12 protein-coding genes and 2 CRISPR repeat arrays are annotated in these 16,105 nt (G+C 55.2%); of the genes, 7 read left to right on the plus strand and 5 right to left on the minus strand.

Features of this window, described 5'->3' with window-relative positions; genetic code table 11:
• The first annotated feature begins 17 nt into the window (after nt 1–17).
• The 7 genes from M017_RS0115680 to cas2 all read left to right on the plus strand — a co-directional run bounded on the left by M017_RS0115680 (nt 18) and on the right by cas2 (nt 9,725).
• Nucleotides 18–605 (plus strand): ECF-type sigma factor, encoded by a 588-nt coding sequence (locus M017_RS0115680; RefSeq protein ID WP_031499076.1) that lies wholly within the window; start codon nt 18–20, stop codon nt 603–605.
• Nucleotides 598–2,451 carry a serine/threonine-protein kinase gene (locus M017_RS27805; protein WP_051670188.1) on the plus strand — a complete coding sequence of 618 codons (1,854 nt, stop codon included), beginning with the start codon at nt 598–600 and terminating at the stop codon, nt 2,449–2,451. The genes M017_RS0115680 and M017_RS27805 overlap by 8 nt, the downstream gene beginning before the upstream one ends.
• A gap of 2 nt (nt 2,452–2,453) precedes the next feature.
• A complete protein-coding gene (locus M017_RS0115690; RefSeq protein ID WP_031499078.1) occupies nt 2,454–3,056 on the plus strand; it encodes a tetratricopeptide repeat protein in 603 nt (200 codons plus the stop codon).
• A gap of 694 nt (nt 3,057–3,750) precedes the next feature.
• Nucleotides 3,751–4,785 (plus strand): IS481 family transposase, encoded by a 1,035-nt coding sequence (locus M017_RS0115695; protein ID WP_031495428.1) that lies wholly within the window; start codon nt 3,751–3,753, stop codon nt 4,783–4,785.
• A 613-nt stretch (nt 4,786–5,398) separates the two neighbouring features.
• Complete coding sequence (cas9, locus tag M017_RS0115700) at nt 5,399–8,482, plus strand: type II CRISPR RNA-guided endonuclease Cas9 (RefSeq protein ID WP_031499079.1); 3,084 nt, start codon at nt 5,399–5,401, stop codon at nt 8,480–8,482.
• A complete protein-coding gene (gene cas1 / locus M017_RS26755; protein ID WP_162179946.1) occupies nt 8,475–9,392 on the plus strand; it encodes a type II CRISPR-associated endonuclease Cas1 in 918 nt (305 codons plus the stop codon). The genes cas9 and cas1 overlap by 8 nt, the downstream gene beginning before the upstream one ends.
• Nucleotides 9,393–9,395: 3 nt before the next feature.
• Nucleotides 9,396–9,725, plus strand: a complete 330-nt coding sequence (gene cas2, locus M017_RS0115710) for a CRISPR-associated endonuclease Cas2 (protein WP_202901661.1) — start codon at nt 9,396–9,398, stop codon at nt 9,723–9,725.
• Nucleotides 9,726–9,817: 92 nt separating this feature from the next.
• A CRISPR array of direct repeats spans nt 9,818–10,642; the repeat unit is 36 nt; unit sequence AGTATATCGAAGCGGTCATTCCCAACTAGCCATAGC.
• A gap of 77 nt (nt 10,643–10,719) precedes the next feature.
• On the opposite strand, the gene M017_RS0115715 is transcribed toward cas2, so the two are convergent.
• The 5 genes from M017_RS0115715 to M017_RS0115735 all read right to left on the minus strand — a co-directional run bounded on the left by M017_RS0115715 (nt 10,720) and on the right by M017_RS0115735 (nt 15,687).
• The gene (locus tag M017_RS0115715) at nt 10,720–11,754 is read right to left on the minus strand and encodes an IS481 family transposase (protein ID WP_031495428.1); all 1,035 of its coding nucleotides are present in this window, start codon (nt 11,752–11,754) and stop codon (nt 10,720–10,722) included.
• Nucleotides 11,755–11,948: 194 nt separating this feature from the next.
• Nucleotides 11,949–12,641: a CRISPR direct-repeat array (repeat unit 36 nt; unit sequence AGTATATCGAAGCGGTCATTCCCAACTAGCCATAGC).
• A 206-nt stretch (nt 12,642–12,847) separates the two neighbouring features.
• On the minus strand, nt 12,848–13,492 hold the full coding sequence (locus tag M017_RS0115720; protein ID WP_031499082.1) for a dihydrofolate reductase family protein: 645 nt from the start codon (nt 13,490–13,492) through the stop codon (nt 12,848–12,850).
• Nucleotides 13,493–13,502: 10 nt separating this feature from the next.
• A complete protein-coding gene (locus tag M017_RS0115725) occupies nt 13,503–13,901 on the minus strand; it encodes a YciI family protein (protein ID WP_031499083.1) in 399 nt (132 codons plus the stop codon).
• Between the two features lie 83 nt (nt 13,902–13,984).
• Nucleotides 13,985–15,238, minus strand: a complete 1,254-nt coding sequence (locus tag M017_RS0115730; RefSeq protein ID WP_031499084.1) for an RNA polymerase sigma factor — start codon at nt 15,236–15,238, stop codon at nt 13,985–13,987.
• 32 nt (nt 15,239–15,270) lie between these two features.
• Entirely contained in the window at nt 15,271–15,687 is a 417-nt protein-coding gene (locus tag M017_RS0115735) for a DUF1801 domain-containing protein (protein ID WP_031499085.1), read from the minus strand.
• Nucleotides 15,688–16,105 lie beyond the last annotated feature (418 nt).

The raw sequence follows: 16,105 nt of genomic DNA on the forward strand, positions 1-16,105 counted from the left end.
CAAGGGTCGAACCCGTCATGGCTCTCGAAATTTCTTTTACGCCCGAGGAATTGGCTCTCAGTGGCTTTGCTTCGTTCGCCACGGATCGAGCCGCCTTGGACCATCTGTTCAGCGTGACCTATGAAGAACTGCGCCGGCTTGCTTCGTTGGTGCGGCGGCGCGACCCGGGCGCGACACTGAGTCCAACGACCTTGGTGAATGAGGCGTGGATCAAACTGGCTCGCACTCCTGCTGTCGCACAGTTGAGTGACCTGCATTTCAAACGCATTGCAGCCCGGGCCATGCGGCAGGTACTGATTGCCGCAGCCCGCAAGCGCAATGCCGGGAAGCGAAGTGCAGGGCCCGGGATGAGTGTGACCTTTCATGAGAATCTCTCTGCCGGGGTGACTTGCGATGAAGAGTTGCTCGCGCTCGATGTGGCGCTGGAAGAGCTGGCGAAGATGAATCCGCGGCAAGCGCTGCTGGTGGAGGGACGCTTCTTCGGGGGCTTGGAAGTTGCGGAAATCACGCGCTTGCTGGGTGTGTCCGAGGCGACGGTGCTGCGAGACTGGCGTGTCGCGCGGGCCTGGCTCGCACAGCAGCTCGATCGGCAACTCCGTGGATAGCAGCCGTTGGGAGCAGGTACAGCAACTGTTCCATGCGGTGTCGGACTTGGAGGAGGAGCAGCAACTGGCTGCGCTGCGCGCACTGTGTCCAGAGGAAGGGCTGGTGGCAGAGGTGCTCGCGATGATCGGGCAAGACCGCAAGGCATCGGTACTGGATGCGCCGCTCGAAGTGATTGCTGAGACGGTCTTCGAGGAAGAGGCCAGGCAGCAGATTGGCCCTTATACGGTTGAGCATCTGATCGGCGAGGGCGGCATGGGCCGGGTGTTTCTCGCGCACCGAGCTGATCTCAATGTCCGCGCGGCGATCAAGATCCTGCGTGATGCCTGGATCTCTCCAGCTCGCCGCGAGCGCTTTTTGCAGGAGCAACGGACGCTGGCCCAACTGAACCATCCCAACATCGCGCGCCTGCTCGATGCGGATACCTTGACCGACGGCACGCCGTACTTTGTCATGGAGTATGTCGAGGGCCTCGACCTAATTCACTATGGTGCGGCGCTGGGAGTACGGGAACGTTTGGCACTCTTCCGGCAGCTTTGCCTCGCGGTTCAGTTTGCACACCAGCAGGCGATTCTGCATCGGGATATCAAGCCCTCGAACGTCCTTGTGACGGCAGAGGGTACGGTCAAGCTGCTGGACTTTGGCATCGCCAAACAACTCGATGTGCTCGATGTAACGCGAACAGGATTGAGCCTGATGACTCCGGCCTATGCCTCGCCGGAACAGATCCGAGGGGAGAGCCTTGGCGTGCGGAGTGATCTGTACTCGCTCGGTGTGGTGCTCTCCGAACTGTTGCAGGGCTGTGAGATGACTGAGGACCTGCAGGTGCTTGTTGCGAAGGCGCAGCATTCCGACCCGGAGCAGCGTTATGCATCGGCTGAGGCGTTGCTGCGCGACATCGATCATTATCTGCGCGGAGAGCCGCTTGAGGCGCGCCCGGATTCCTTGGTCTATCGAACGCGGATGTTGATCCGGCGGAATCGGACTGCGGTCCTGGCCAGTGCGGTGATGCTGGCAGGGTTAGTCTCCTTGGTGAGTTTTTTCTTGATGCGCCTACAGACGGAACGGAACTCTGCGCTGGCAGAAGCGGCACGAGCGCAACGCATCCAACGCTTTATGTTGAATCTGTTTGAGGGTGGGGATCAGGAGTCTGGGCCAGCGAAGGATCTGAGTGTGGCGACTCTGATGGAACGAGGCCGGCAGCAGGCCAAGGTGCTGGACCAGGATCCCCAGATTCAAGCTGAACTCTACGAGACCTTGGGCGATATCCAACTGAAGCTGGGGCAGTGGAAGCAGGCGGAAGAGTTGTTCTCGGCGGCTGACGCGAAGATCCCGAATCGTTCGACGAATCTGGTCTCGCGAGGACTGTTGCGGGTCGATCAGGCTCGATTGGATGAGGCGGAAGGACTGATTCGTAGGGGGCTTGCAGAGGCGCAGCGAACGTTGCCGCCGGGGCATCCGCAGATTGCAGAAGCGATGGAGGCGCTCGGCCGGGCGTTGGAGGAGAAGGGTAAGTACGACGAGGCGATTCGAGTGTTGGATGAGGCGGTCCGATTGCGTGCTGCGGGTTCGGGAGCGGACTTGGCGGGAAGCTTGTATGAACTGGCGAATGTTCATTTCTATGCAGGCCACTATGACGAATCCCAGGCGTTGAATCTACGCGTGTTGGCAATGCGGCGGAAGCTCTATGGGGAACGGCATCCGAGCTTGGCTGAGGCCTTGGTGAATCTAGGCGCCATCGAGCAGGAGAAGGGGAACTACCAGAAAGCGGAAGACTACCAGCGTCAGGCTCTAGCTTTGACTCGTGCGTTTTATGGAGAAACGCATTACCGCACGGGGCCGGTTTGACGATGGTGGCGCGAGCGCTCGTGTTTCAGAAACGGAGTGATGAGGCGGCTGTGTTGCTGGGGCAGGCGCTTGCGGTGCAGGAACAGGTGTTTGGGCCTGTTCACCCACGTGTTGCGTCTGCGTTGAATGAAGTCGGAAATGTGGCAATGACACGGAATCGCCATGAAGAGGCGAGGACGGCATTCCGGCGGATGGCTTCGATTTATGAGGAAGTCCATGCGGGCAAGCACTACCTGATTGGGATTGCGAAAGCAAATCTGGCAAGTGCTTACATGGCGGACAAAGAGTATGTGAGGGCGGTGGCTTTGTTTCGCGAGGCGCTGGCGATGTATGCGCAGACGCTACCGCCGGGTCATCTGAATGTAGGAATTACGAGCATCAAGCTCGGCCGGGCGCTACTGCGGCAGAAGAAGTATGAGGAAGCGGAGACGGCGACCTTGACGGGCTACGAGATTCTAAAGAAGCTAACCTCGCCCTCGCTGAACTTTTTGCAGAACTCACGGTCGGACTTAGGGGAGATCTATACGGCACTGGGGCAGCCGGAGAAGGCCGCGCGATACCGCGAAGAGCTTGCGGCGGTCGCGGCAAAAAGTCAGAAGCCATAGATCTGAGTCTGCTTGACGCAGATCTGGCCTGTTTTTGCCCATTTCCGTGCATTCCAACTATCTGAAAGTAATAGAGATCAGTGCTCCGTAGGTTCGTTCCTTCATTTTTGGGGTAGAAGTCTTGGCTCTTGCTTTCAAACGGAAGTGGAATGCGCGGAGACAGGTGTGGTGTCCAACGTTCTGGTAAGGATTCAGTTGTCAAAGAACCGAGGGCTGGGTTTGCACCCACCCGCACATAGTTTGCGCTGTGTGTGAAAGAATTCGGAAAGTGTGGAGGCTAAGTGGCGGGAAAGGCGGGAGAAATAAAGTTTAGAAATCGGTGACCGGGGTAGTAAACATCTCGAGCTAAGGACGCGCGAACATGTTTATGTGTATTTAGCTGAAGATCTCCGGACACGAGGGCTTGTGGGCCTCGGTTGAGATTTGGTGAGTTCATGCTGCCATAGGTTGCGACTCGGCCAGTTTTTCATGAAGCACTCCCGCTGAAGGAAAAACTCGAACGTGCACGTCTCGAGTTACTTGAAATTAGCGGAAGATCAGCGGACACAATGATGGGAAACGGCGCTTAGGGGAAGAGGCGAAGGGAGGGCGTAGCCCGACTGGAGCCGAAGCCCCTAAGCGCCCCGAGCGGGTCCTTACGGTGATAGATTTGGAATCTTCCAAAACACCAAAATCACCCCGAAAGGACACACTCATGAGCGACAACCAGAAGCTTATCAAAGCGCGCATTGGACTGCTCCAACTCGCCCAGGAACTGGGCAACATCAAGGCCGCTTGCCAGCGAGCCGGCATCAGCCGCAGCCACTTCTACGAGATCAAGGAAGCCTACGAGAAGCACGGAGCCGACGGGCTTGAGCCGAGGCAACGCCGGACGCCTCGGATGCCGAATCAGACTCCGCCCGAGCTTGAAAAGCAGATCCTCGAGATGACGGCGCAGTATCCGACCTACAGTTACATCCGCATTGCCGACCAGCTTCGTTTGGTCGGCATCGGTGTCTCTGCCCCCGCCGTCCGAGGGGTCTGGGTACGGCACGGCATCACTCTCCGGCTCCAGCGCCTGCTCTGGCTGGACAAGAAGACCGCCACCGAAGGCGGCGTGCTGACGGAGCAAGCCAAGCGGCTCCTGCAGAAGCATCAGGGCCGAAACGTTGACCCGGAACAACATATCGCTGCACCGCATTCTGGCTATCTGCTTTGCCAGGACACTTACTTTGTAGGCACGATCAAAGGCGTCGGCAAGGTCTACATGCAGACGGTCATTGACGCACACTGCTCGCAAGCCTTCGCCAAGGTCTATCTCAGCAAGATGCCGATCACTGCGGCAGACACACTGAATGATCGAGTCATCCCCTTCTATGACGATGAGAAGGTGGGGATCGAGCGGTTGCTCACCGACAATGGCCGCGAGTACTGTGGACTCGAAGCTCGTCATCCCTTCGAGATCTATCTGGCGATTAACCAGATCCGCCACAAGAGAACGCAGATCGCTTCCCCTCAATCCAACGGCTTCTGTGAGCGCTTCCATCGCACGATCAAGGAGGAGTTTTACAGCATCAAGTTCCGGCAAAAGATCTATCAGTCTGTGGCTGAATTACAAGATGATCTGGACGCCTATCTGAGCTTCTACAATCGCCAGCGACCCCATCACGGATATCGGACTCAAGGCCGAACGCCATACCAGGCTTTCCTCGATGGGAAAATCGCCCAGGCGCAACCTATGGCAGCATGAAGTAACCGAATCTCAACCGAGGCCCGTAAGCCCTCGTGTCCGGAGATCTTCAGCTAAATACAAGTTACTTGATCTCTCTGCACGAAACAGGCTCCTCAATATCCCTCGGGCCGCGCGCAGTGTTCGGATGATCGAAGTGGTCGATGATCTTCAGCTAATTTCACATCAATGTCAGGCAGGGCACTGGAAACGCTCGCTCTTTATCACTTCGGTCGGTCTGGTATCGCTTTCGAATGTCGGGGAAGACGAGCCCTTCAGAATCTCAAAAGTTAGTGACAGCCTATAGATCAAAAGGCCATCGGGCGATGGAAGCGGTCGTAGACAAACGATCTATTGACGCTTGCTGAATATTGCGGATGCAGCTACATCTCCGCAGGCCCGGATTTGTTCGCGATGAAGATTCCTGGGCATCCTCTATATTCAGCGGACCTCAATAGAAATAGAAAACGCCCCACGTTCGGGGCGTTTTGCAAAGGATGCTATTGCTAGCGTAGCCTTGCGTCGGACAAAGTCCGCTTACTAAAACAAGTTGGACAATGACCGCTTCGATATACTTGAAAGTTAATTTATACTAGATTATTGGAAAAGTCAAGCATAAGATATCAATCATATTATGAGCCTGCCCATGTTCATCCGGAAGCCCGAAGGCTACTATGTCCTCGGCATTGATTTAGGTGTTGCCTCTGTCGGCCTTGCATTGATCGAAACACGATTTGGGGAAATCTGCCATTCCAGTGTTCGTATCTTTTCAGAAGGGATGACGGGAAGCGAAAAAGACTGGGAGAACGGAAAGGAAGTCTCCAATGCCACTGTACGCCGCGAAGCTCGCGGGCAACGTAGGCAGACCGAGCGCCGGAAGCGCCGAATCAAGAAGGTCTTCCATCTACTTCGCTCGTACGATTGGCTTCCTGACGTTTCCGGTCCCAACATTCAGGACGCGCTCAATGCACTTGATCTCGAACTGGCGAATCGGTACGGACAACATCACAACCTCCCTTATTTCCTTCGGGCTCGTGGTCTGGACGAGAAGCTGAGTCTCACGGAACTTGGACGCGCCATTTATCATCTCGCCCAACGACGCGGCTTTCTTTCTAATCGAAAACTGGCACCGAAGAAAGATGACGATATGGGCAAAGTCTATGCCGGCATTGATTCTCTCCGTGAGGAAGTTTCCAGTTCTGGCAAGAGGACGCTTGGTGAATACTTTGCCTCCCTTGATCCGGAAGAGCAGAAAATCCGTGGACGCTACACATACCGTGACATGTACGTCCAGGAGTTTCAGCATTTGTGGGCAGCTCAGCAGAACCACCATCCTGAAGAGCTAACGGCAGTTCGACAGGCCACTCTCTTCCGGGCACTCTTCTTTCAACGCCCGCTCAAAGATCAATCCCATTTGATTGGCCATTGTGACCTTGAGGAAAAAGAGCAACGAGCCCCGATGTATCTGCTCTCGGTTCAGCGCTATCGATTTCTGACGGCCTTGAATAATCTTCGACTGGCAGGGCCCGGAGCGGTTTCAAGGGAGATCTCAGCTGATGAGCGGCAGGCGATTATTGAAAAGCTAGGCCAGTGTGCAAAGCTCAGTTTTACTGAGATTCGAAAGATGCTCGGAGTTCCCAAAACTTTTAAATTCTCCATCGAAGAGGGCGGCGAAACAAAGATTCCTGGGAATCTCACCGCATCGCTTATTTATGGAGTCTGCCCTGCTCTTTGGACCGGATTGGACCAGGCCTCAAGGGATCGCCTTGTGGATGTCCTCAAGCGGCTCGAAAGTGTGGAGTCCCTTGATGATCGGGCCTTAGCTCTCAGGAACCATTGGGATGTCAGCGACGACGAGATCGACAAGCTTTTGAGTTTGAAACTGCCTTCCGAGTACGCCTCAATCTCGTTACGAGCCATCAATCGCCTCTTGCCGCTTCTGGAAGAAGGGCTCACCTTTGCTGCTGCCAAGCATCAGCTCTACCCGGAAACCGACAATTGTCAGGTGGAATCGTTCTTACCTCAGGTCAAGGATGTCTTCCGGGAGATTCGCAACCCAGCTGTCTTGCGCAGCCTCTCTGAGATGCGCAAGTGTGTGAATGCCTATATCCGTCACTTCGGAAAGCCGGACGAGATTCACATTGAACTTGCCCGGGACCTGCGTCGATCGAAGGGGGACCGGGCTGCGATGACAAAAGAGATTAGACAGAATGAACTGGCACGAAAGAAGGCGTACGCCGCACTCATAGAGAATGGAATTCCAAACCCATCGCGATGGGAGGTGGAGAAGTTTCTGCTCTGGGAAGAATGCCGACGTGAATGTCCGTACTCAGGTAAGGCAATTTCCTTCCACTCGCTCTTTGTGGAGCAGCAGTTTGAAGTGGAGCACATCATTCCATACTCTCGATGTCTCGACGATAGTCGCGCAAATCGGACCCTTGCGCATGTGGAGTACAACCGAATCAAAGGAAACCGGACTCCAGTAGAGGCGTTTTGCGGGCGAGAGGATTGGCCCGAAATGAAAGGGCGCTTCGCCCGATTTGCTCGGACTGCAAAGCTGAGGCGCTTCCTGATGACGGAGACGGACGCCGCAGAGTTGCTCAAAGATTTTACGGAGCGGCAATTGAACGACACCAAGTACGCCTCAAAACTGGCGGCGAAATATCTGGCCCGCCTCTATGGCGGCAAGAGTGATGAGACTGGAATGCGAGTGCTCTCCTGCGCTGGGAAAGTGACATCCGCTCTCCGCCGCGTGTGGGATATGAATCGGGTTCTGAATGTCGTTCCTGAGAAGTCACGCGACGATCATCGCCATCATGCGGTGGATGCGGTCGCGATCGCGCTTTGTAGTTCGAAATGGATCAAGGCTCTGAGTGATGCGAGTGCAAAGACACTGCATCGTCGACCGCTGAGAAGTGCCTTGCTGGCGGATCCGTGGCCGGGATTCCGAGACGACCTAAATCAGAAGATCCACGAGCAAACACCCGTTAGTCATCGGCCGAAGCGGAAGCTTAGTGCGGCACTCCACGGAGACACGATCTATAGCCGGCCGCAAATCCATAACGGCAAAGCCGTGTTTCATCTGCGCAAGCCAGTCTTCAACCTTGAGTCGGAAGCTGACATCGGAAAAATCGTGGATCCGGTGATTCGGGAGTGTGTGCGGGAAAAGTTCCTTGAAGTCGGGAGAGATGCCAAGCGCTTAGAGCACGATGTCCCTCGAATGAGGAGTGGCGTGCCCATTCGAACTGTACGTGTGCGGCAGACCTCAGTTTCCGCTGTGGCCCTGGGAACAGGTGCGGCCAAGCGTTATGTGAATCTGGGAGGCAATCATCATATGGAGATGATTGCGATTCTCGATGATGATTGCAAAGAGACCGGCTATGAGGCGTCAGTAGTTTCGTATCTGGAGGCGAATCAGAGGAAGCGACGAGCCGAGCCCATTGTGAAAAGAGATCACGGACTGAATCGCCGCTTCTTGTTTTCACTGAGTGCGGGGGATATCGTTCAATACGGTAGAAATGGGCAAACGCTGGGATTCTGGTTGGTTCGTGGCGTCACCACGGATCAGAAAGGGCGCCTCGATTTGTGCCGGCTTACTGATGCACGAATCAAGTCCGAACAAGAGCGAGAGAGACCCACCGCGGCGGCCTTCCTGAAGGCTAAGGGGCGCAAGGTCAATATTGCACCCATCGGAACCTGGACCTATGCGAATGACTAATCGAATTCTCGACTTCTCAAATTCCGCAGCCTATCTTCATGCACGAGGAGCAACGCTCGAGGTGGAACTGAATGGTAAAGCTTGCCATTCAGTTCCCTTTGAGGAAATTGCTGCTTTGGTGGTAGCGCATTCTCAAGTGACCTTTTCTCAGTCCGCAATCGCACGTCTTGCAGAGGCTGGAGGGATCCTTGTGGTCTGCAATGACAGGTTTATGCCTGTTGCCATGACGATGCCAATCGAAAGTCACTGGTATCAGGCGGAACGATTCGTAAAACAGGCTGCTTTCACAGTTCCAAAGAAGAAACGTTTATGGCAGCAAATCGTCCGCAAGAAGATCGAGCACCAGTCGACTGTGTTGGCCGGAGCGACTGGAAAAGACCATGGCTTGAGTGCAATGGTTCCCCGGGTTTTGAGCGGTGATCCTGGAAACGTAGAAGCTCAGGCCTCCCGGCGATACTGGTCAAAGCTCTTCAGCGACAAGCAATTTGTGCGAGCGAACCCTGAAGACCCGCGTAACGCGCTTTTAAACTACGGCTATGCCGTACTTCGGGCCTCTACTGCCCGAGCCATTGCTGCGGCTGGTTTACACCCCACCTTTGGACTGCATCATGCGAACAAACTAAATGCCTATCCACTTGCCGACGACCTGATGGAGCCCTTTCGTCCCATCATTGATGCGCAAGTGCTTCGCATTCTATCGAACAGTGATCTTTCGCTCCAACTCGTGCCGAAGACAAAGCATGAGTTGCTTTCGATCCTGACGGATCGATTCTACTCTGAGGGAGAGGGGCGAACGCTGTTTGACATCCTTGCGAGGATGGCTCAAAGCCTAGCTCGAGTCATCCTGGCAAGGGAATCGAAGTTCGTAATTGGGCTTGATTCGCCTCTCTCGACGGATGAGGAGCCTTGAGCAGTGCCGCTCTCGGCCTATAAATCCATGTGGCTCTTTGCTCTCTTCGACTTGCCTGTGGAATCGAAAGAGCATCGTCGTCACTACGCACAGTTTCGGAAGAAACTTTTGGATAAGGGATTTACGATGTTACAGTTCTCTGTTTATGCGAAGCACTTGGCTAGTGAGGAGGCTGCTGCCTCGCTGCGCACCACGATTGTTTCGGCCCTTCCGCCCAAAGGACAAGTGAGGATTCTTGGAATCACAGACCATCAGTTCGGAAAAATGGAAATTTATAGCGGTCGTCAGCGCGAGAAACGAGAAGACCCACCGATGCAAATCTCCTTATTTTGAGCCGGCCGATCGCCGCACTCATGCCTCAGCAGCTCCAAAATTGGGTTCCGGGACGGGAAAGCCCTGCAAAATGAATCATTTGCAGGGCACCTAGTATATCGAAGCGGTCATTCCCAACTAGCCATAGCTCACCGGAGAAGGTTCTCCACAAAGGGAGAAGTATATCGAAGCGGTCATTCCCAACTAGCCATAGCATGAGTACGCGGATATCGCGCCGTGGGCGTAGTATATCGAAGCGGTCATTCCCAACTAGCCATAGCGTATCGCGCGAAGATGGCGAACTGTCATGCAGTATATCGAAGCGGTCATTCCCAACTAGCCATAGCGCGGGGAGACGTTACCCTGTTCTCCTCGGTAGTATATCGAAGCGGTCATTCCCAACTAGCCATAGCCGTAGCCAGAAGACCCATCGCTTCGGACCAGTATATCGAAGCGGTCATTCCCAACTAGCCATAGCGCCAATGGCTCGTTCTGCATCATCCCTGAAGTATATCGAAGCGGTCATTCCCAACTAGCCATAGCTTCGAGTTCTCTGTTGATTGGTGTTCTAAGAGTATATCGAAGCGGTCATTCCCAACTAGCCATAGCTTTCTGGCGGGGAGGTAGTACGAACAAATGAGTATATCGAAGCGGTCATTCCCAACTAGCCATAGCAGCTTTGACGCTGATAGTAAGATTGCAACAGTATATCGAAGCGGTCATTCCCAACTAGCCATAGCCAAGGAGATCTAGTTCCTATCGACGACGTAAGTATATCGAAGCGGTCATTCCCAACTAGCCATAGCTGCATACGTCATTTCTCGCCCTTCGACGAAGTATATCGAAGCGGTCATTCCCAACTAGCCATAGCATAGAAGAGTTCGCCTCGAACGTCAGCTTCAGTATATCGAAGCGGTCATTCCCAACTAGCCATAGCCGTTGTAGCCGGTATTTGTATTTAGCTGAAGATCTCCGGACACGAGGGCTTACGGGCCTCGGTTGAGATTCGGTTACTTCATGCTGCCATAGGTTGCGCCTGGGCGATTTTCCCATCGAGGAAAGCCTGGTATGGCGTTCGGCCTTGAGTCCGATATCCATGATGGGGTCGCTGGCGATTGTAGAAGCTCAGATAGGCGTCCAGATCATCTTGTAATTCAGCCACAGACTGATAGATCTTTTGCCGGAACTTGATGCTGTAAAACTCCTCCTTGATCGTGCGATGGAAGCGCTCACAGAAGCCGTTGGATTGAGGGGAAGCGATCTGCGTTCTCTTGTGGCGGATCTGGTTAATCGCCAGATAGATCTCGAAGGGATGACGAGCTTCGAGTCCACAGTACTCGCGGCCATTGTCGGTGAGCAACCGCTCGATCCCCACCTTCTCATCGTCATAGAAGGGGATGACTCGATCATTCAGTGTGTCTGCCGCAGTGATCGGCATCTTGCTGAGATAGACCTTGGCGAAGGCTTGCGAGCAGTGTGCGTCAATGACCGTCTGCATGTAGACCTTGCCGACGCCTTTGATCGTGCCTACAAAGTAAGTGTCCTGGCAAAGCAGATAGCCAGAATGCGGTGCAGCGATATGTTGTTCCGGGTCAACGTTTCGGCCCTGATGCTTCTGCAGGAGCCGCTTGGCTTGCTCCGTCAGCACGCCGCCTTCGGTGGCGGTCTTCTTGTCCAGCCAGAGCAGGCGCTGGAGCCGGAGAGTGATGCCGTGCCGTACCCAGACCCCTCGGACGGCGGGGGCAGAGACACCGATGCCGACCAAACGAAGCTGGTCGGCAATGCGGATGTAACTGTAGGTCGGATACTGCGCCGTCATCTCGAGGATCTGCTTTTCAAGCTCGGGCGGAGTCTGATTCGGCATCCGAGGCGTCCGGCGTTGCCTCGGCTCAAGCCCGTCGGCTCCGTGCTTCTCGTAGGCTTCCTTGATCTCGTAGAAGTGGCTGCGGCTGATGCCGGCTCGCTGGCAGGCGGCCTTGATGTTGCCCAGTTCCTGGGCGAGTTGGAGCAGTCCAATGCGCGCTTTGATAAGCTTCTGGTTGTCGCTCATGAGTGTGTCCTTTCGGGGTGATTTTGGTGTTTTGGAAGATTCCAAATCTATCACCGTAAGGACCCGCTCGGGGCGCTTAGGGGCTTCGGCTCCAGTCGGGCTACGCCCTCCCTTCGCCTCTTCCCCTAAGCGCCGTTTCCCATCATTGTGTCCGCTGATCTTCCGCTAATTTCACGGTATTGTTGGTGTGTTTGAGTATATCGAAGCGGTCATTCCCAACTAGCCATAGCCGATTGAGGGCTAAGTGTTGCTCGGTTGCAAGTATATCGAAGCGGTCATTCCCAACTAGCCATAGCACTCTGACATTGGCACCATTCGCAGCATTAGTATATCGAAGCGGTCATTCCCAACTAGCCATAGCCGGACGCGTGGACTCCTCGCCCAGTCGCGAGTATATCGAAGCGGTCATTCCCAACTAGCCATAGCGCTTTTCGCCAACCGCTTTACGGCATTCCAAGTATATCGAAGCGGTCATTCCCAACTAGCCATAGCCAGATTTGATCCTGGTAATCACAACCCTCTAGTATATCGAAGCGGTCATTCCCAACTAGCCATAGCATGCCGAACACAGAAGTATTGGGAACATAAAGTATATCGAAGCGGTCATTCCCAACTAGCCATAGCCAGATGGAGCAGGCGCAGTCTGCTCGGCATAGTATATCGAAGCGGTCATTCCCAACTAGCCATAGCAGGGTGACACCGGCAGAAGCGGGCGAAGGGAGTATATCGAAGCGGTCATTCCCAACTAGCCATAGCCGCTCACGTGCTGGCATGGAGTTGTCCAAAAGTATATCGAAGCGGTCATTCCCAACTAGCCATAGCGAAGCCGCTGGGGGTCCCGAACCTTGCGAAGTATATCAAAGCGGTCATTCCCAACTAGCCATAGCCGCGGAGGCCGAAGGGGGCGCCCTAGCGTTGATAGATATCGCGGCCCAGAAAGCGCCTAAGCCGGGTATTTTTTTCAAGCGTTCTTCCGCGGTCGTACAACTTACTGTGTGGCACATCCGAGCCTTGCTGCTCTTCTTATTCTGCAGTCGGTTTCGTAGCGTGAATGGTGAGGCGCTCTCCCTGGTGCTTACTACTCCACGCCCCTCTATCTTCTCGTAAGCACAACATGCGTCGCGTGTTCCGTGGCTTGGTGCTCGGTGACAGAGAACCCCAGTGCCGGCAGGTCAATTCCGGGGAACAGTGCCTCCCCTTGACCGAGGGCGACCGGGGCCAGTGCAAAGTGGAGCGAATCAATCAGTCCAGCCTGCAGATACTGCCGCACGGTGGAAACACCGCCTCCGATTTTGACGTCCTTGTCTCCTGCTGCTTGCTTCGCGAGCCGCAACGCCTCTTCAATTCCGCCAGTGACAAAGTAGAAGGTTGTCCCGCCCTCCATTACGAGCGGCTCACGCTCGTAGTGTGTCAGCACAAAAGTCGGTGCATGGTAGGGCGGATTGGCGCCCCACCATCCCTTCCACGAATTGTCCTGCCATGGGCCACGGACCGGACCAAACATGTTGCGGCCAAGGATGAAAGCGCCAAAGTTTTCCATGGCCTGCTGTGCGAATATCTCGTCCCCATCGACCGATCCGCCTTCCTGCCCATGCATGGCGCGGAATGACCGGGTATGAAAATACCACTGAAAGATCTCTGGACCACGCTTGCCCAGCGGATCCTCCAGGCTCTGCTCCATCCCTGAGCTGAACCCGTCCAAAGAAACACTAAATCCCGCGACGCGAACCTTTGCCATGGATATCGCCCTACTGTGGCGTGTCCTGACGCCGGCGCTGCTCGCTTGCCTGAATCATCTCGTTCAGATCCGCCGCGGGACGGATTTCAAACGGTCCACACTTCACTCCCGGATGTTGGGAAATGAGCTGAATGGCGTGATTCAGATCTCGTGCCTCAATCACTAGAATCCCACCCAATTGCTCCTTTGTTTCCGCGTACGGACCGTCTGTCACAGCAACCTTGCCGTTCTTCCAATACACGGTCATCGCCGTGCTGGGGGGCTGAAGCGCTTCGCCAGCGGCAAAGTGTCCCTTCTTCCGCAGTTCGTCGTCGTAGGTAAAACACTCGTCCATCGCGGCGTTGCGCTCGCTCTCCGACATGCTCTCGAGCTTGCCCGGCTCGATATACCCCAAACAGATGTATTTCATATCTGGATTCCCTCTCCCTCAATCGTTCTGCTATCAGATAGTCGTTCGGGAGACCGAGAATCGACAGCGACTCTATTATTTTTTTAGTACAACTGCCGAAGCCGCTCTTCGAGGAAGGTCCGCTCTGGTTTCTGTTGGGTGAGCGCGAGTGCCTTCTGATAAGAGGACCGGGCCTCCGTTGTGCTGCCGAGCCTGCGGCACACATCGGCACGCGCTGCATGCGCCAGATAATAATCTGCCAATTCGCCACGTGCCAACACTGCGTCGATCAGCGCCAGACCGGCCGCTGGGCCATCCCGCATTGTAATGGCTACGGCGCGATTGAGTTCGACAACCGGCGAAGGTTGAATTTGTAACAGCCGGTTGTAAAGCGCAACAATCTGCCGCCAATCGGTCCCCGCGGCCGATTCCGCCTCTGCATGAACAGCGGCAATTGCAGCCTGCAGTGTGTAGGCGCCGAAGTGGTGGGACACCAGAGCTCTCTCCACCAGTGCCACTCCTTCGGCGATCTGTTCCTGGTTCCAGAGCGAGCGATCCTGGTTCTCCAGCAAAATCAGCTTTCCGTCCGGCGATGTTCTCGCGGCGCGACGGGAGTCCTGGAGCAACATCAGGGAAAGCAGCCCAAGGACTTCGGGCTCGGGCAGAAGTGTGCTCAGCAAGCGCCCCAGCCGAATCGCCTCCCTGCTGAGTTCGGCTCGCGTGAGCTCCGTCCCCGCCGCCGCTGAATAACCCTCGTTAAAGACGAGATAGATAACTTGAAGGACCGCGTCCAGCCGTTGTGGCAATTCCTGCGGTGACGGCACCTCGTAGCGAATCGGCGTGTCTCGAATCTTTGCTTTGGCGCGGACAATGCGCTGAGCCAGCGTACGCGGCGTGATGAGGAAGGCCTTCGCAATCTCCTCAGTTGTCAGCCCGCATACCTCACGTAAAGTGAGCGCAACATGCGCTTCTGGCGGTAGAGAGGGATGACAGCAGGTAAAGATCAGGCGGAGCCGATCATCCGCAATGCTGCTCTCTTCCTTGGACTCTTCCGCCGCACTCCATTGCGCTTCGAGATGCCGCACGAACTCGTCTTGAGACGCCACAAGACGAGCCCGTCGACGCAATGTATCAATGGCTTTGAAGCGGGCTGTTGAAATCAGCCAGGGCCGTGGGTGATCGGGGACTCCATCCCTCGGCCACTGGCACAACGCAGCCGCAAAGGCTTCGTGCATCGCTTCCTCGGCAAGATCAAAATCACCGAGCAAACGGATCAGAGTGGCCAGGATGCATCCCGAATCCGTGCGATAAAGAGAATCGAGCGATTCGCGTACCTGCTCCGTAGAACGCTCCGCCATGACCACAACTTTAGCAAGTCAACTATCATGACTCAGTCGGCCCGCTTGCGACTCGCTCGCTTTGGCTGACTCTTGAGATTGAGCGCCACCGCTGCGCGGATGAGATCCTGCAAGGCCGCCTCATGGATCTGGCCGTTTTCGTGGACGTCAATGGCGCGCCTGACATTGCCTTCAAGGCTGGAGTTGAATAGGCCGGAAGGGTCCTCCAATGCGGCTCCCTTGGCAAATGTCAGCTTGACCACCTTCTTGTAAGTCTCTCCCGTGCAGACGATGCCGCCGTGAGACCAGACGGGAGTTCCCATCCACTTCCACTCTTCGACGATCTCAGGGTCTGCCTTGTGTATGATTGCGCGTACTTTTGCGAGCGTCTTCCCACGCCAGTCCCCAAGCTGCTTGATCTTCTCGTCGATGCATGCGGAGGCAGATTCCATCGGGATGGAGCTTTTCATATGGAGGTCGAACTTTCGCACTTATTCTAGCTGCTCTTTGCGACCAGGAGCGCATCTCATTCATGGCGCACGCAAGATGAGAGATGGGCGTGAGGAGGTGGCGGAAACGCTGAAGTCAGGTCATGATCCGATGGACCTTCGCGCGGCGTAAGCATCTAGTTCGCCGCAGCGGCACAAACAAATGTCCGCGGAAGCCATCTTTCTATCTGATGGATTCAGTGGCGTCTCTCACGATCTGATCGGGGGCAGTGCGCAACAGATCTTTCAGAGTGCTGATGAATCTGCGACAGCTACTGATGCTCGGAACAGCCGTGCTGTTGCTCTCTGTGCTGCATCGTTGCCAGGACTCGTACGCGGTATCGGTGCAGGGCAATCCCTCACCGAGAAGAGAGTCAAGTCTCTAAAGCTGATTGAGACG

It is taken from the genome of Bryobacter aggregatus MPL3 (assembly GCF_000702445.1).
Lineage (GTDB): Bacteria > Acidobacteriota > Terriglobia > Bryobacterales > Bryobacteraceae > Bryobacter > Bryobacter aggregatus.

Coding starts and splice junctions, on each gene's coding strand:
- M017_RS0115680 (WP_031499076.1), top strand. CDS start 18: ATGGCTCTCGAAATTTCTTTTACGCCCGAGGAATTGGCTCTCAGTGGC.
- M017_RS0115730 (WP_031499084.1), bottom strand. CDS start 15,238: ATGGCGGAGCGTTCTACGGAGCAGGTACGCGAATCGCTCGATTCTCTT.
- M017_RS0115735 (WP_031499085.1), bottom strand. CDS start 15,687: ATGAAAAGCTCCATCCCGATGGAATCTGCCTCCGCATGCATCGACGAG.
- M017_RS0115725 (WP_031499083.1), bottom strand. CDS start 13,901: ATGAAATACATCTGTTTGGGGTATATCGAGCCGGGCAAGCTCGAGAGC.
- M017_RS0115690 (WP_031499078.1), top strand. CDS start 2,454: ATGGTGGCGCGAGCGCTCGTGTTTCAGAAACGGAGTGATGAGGCGGCT.
- M017_RS0115715 (WP_031495428.1), bottom strand. CDS start 11,754: ATGAGCGACAACCAGAAGCTTATCAAAGCGCGCATTGGACTGCTCCAA.
- cas9 (WP_031499079.1), top strand. CDS start 5,399: ATGAGCCTGCCCATGTTCATCCGGAAGCCCGAAGGCTACTATGTCCTC.
- M017_RS0115720 (WP_031499082.1), bottom strand. CDS start 13,492: ATGGCAAAGGTTCGCGTCGCGGGATTTAGTGTTTCTTTGGACGGGTTC.
- M017_RS0115695 (WP_031495428.1), top strand. CDS start 3,751: ATGAGCGACAACCAGAAGCTTATCAAAGCGCGCATTGGACTGCTCCAA.
- cas1 (WP_162179946.1), top strand. CDS start 8,475: ATGACTAATCGAATTCTCGACTTCTCAAATTCCGCAGCCTATCTTCAT.